The 1,187-nt window shown below is 72.1% G+C and carries 1 protein-coding gene; it reads left to right on the top strand.

What is annotated here, in order from left to right; all coding sequences use genetic code 11:
* The first annotated feature begins 129 nt into the window (after positions 1-129).
* Complete coding sequence (locus FV228_RS30320; RefSeq protein WP_147857802.1) at positions 130-558, top strand: (deoxy)nucleoside triphosphate pyrophosphohydrolase; 429 nt, start codon at positions 130-132, stop codon at positions 556-558.
* Positions 559-1,187: the final 629 nt, after the last annotated feature.

Here is a 1,187-nt window from a genome sequence, read left to right as displayed (position 1 = left end):
GCCATCGGCGCCGCCGGTCTTCAGCCGGGCGCTGGCGGCGCCGATGGCGGCCAAGGGCCGGCGCGTCCCGATCGAGGCCGGCACGATCCAGCTCTCCTCCGAGGTCTCGGCCACCTTCGCGGTGGCGCCGTGAGCGGGCCCGGGACGCCCGCCCTGCGCCTGTTGCTGGTGGTCGCGGTGGCGCTGGTCGACGTCGACGGCCGGATCCTGGTGAGCGAGCGCCCGGCGGGCAAGCAGCTCGCCGGCCTGTGGGAGTTCCCCGGCGGCAAGGTCGAGGCCGGCGAGCGCCCGGAGGAGACCCTGATCCGGGAGCTGTCCGAGGAACTCGGCATCCGGGTCGAGGAGCCGTGCCTGGCGCCCCTGACCTTCGCCAGCCACGCCTATCCGGACTTCCACCTGCTGATGCCGCTCTACGTCTGCCGGCGCTGGTCGGGCACCCCGCGCCCGATGGAGGGCCAGGCGCTCAAATGGGTCCGCCCGAAGGCCCTGCGCGATCTCGCCATGCCCCCGGCCGACACGCCGCTGATCCCGTTCCTGGTGGAGCTGCTGGGGAGCTGAGGCGGGCTCGGGATGGAGGGCTATCGCCGTCCTTGCACACCGCAAAGCGGTGACGGCGCGGGATAGCCGGTCCGTACAGGGCACGCGCCTCCTCCCCCTCTGCGGGCTACTGGCTACACAGATTTGCGGAGACCCGGCGCCGGGACTGGGCGCGGGTCCCCTCTCCCGGGCGGGCTACTGGATTCACCCATCGGGCTGGGCGACACGCGGGCAGGTGAGGCGCAGGTCCCCTCTCCCGTGCGGGAGAGGGACAGGGTGAGGGATGCGACCTCTCCGGATAAACCTGGTCCCTCACCCCAGCCCTCTCCCGCACGGGAGAGGGGGCGCGTCGAGCCTCGCTCAACGCGTTGTGTGAACATCGTAGCCCGCACGGGAGAGGGGCACGTCGCGCCGCTTCGTCGGCGGCGGTGTTCAACGGAGATATGTGAATCCTCGTAGCCCGCGAGGGGGGAAGGGAGAGGCGGGCGTGTCGGGTTGCCGTCTTCATCCGCCGACGGGGTGCGGAGTGGCGAACATGCCGCCACTCCGGGCCTATCGGGGCGCCGACATCCAAATCCTCACAGCGCCAGAATCCCCTCCACCACCTCCTGCACGGCGAGGGCTTCGGCGAGGGTGGCGAGGGGGTGGGG

This window comes from Methylobacterium sp. WL18 (genome assembly GCF_008040015.1).
GTDB classification, from domain to species: Bacteria; Pseudomonadota; Alphaproteobacteria; order Rhizobiales; family Beijerinckiaceae; genus Methylobacterium; species Methylobacterium mesophilicum.
This window is presented reverse-complemented; position numbering and strand designations above follow the sequence as displayed.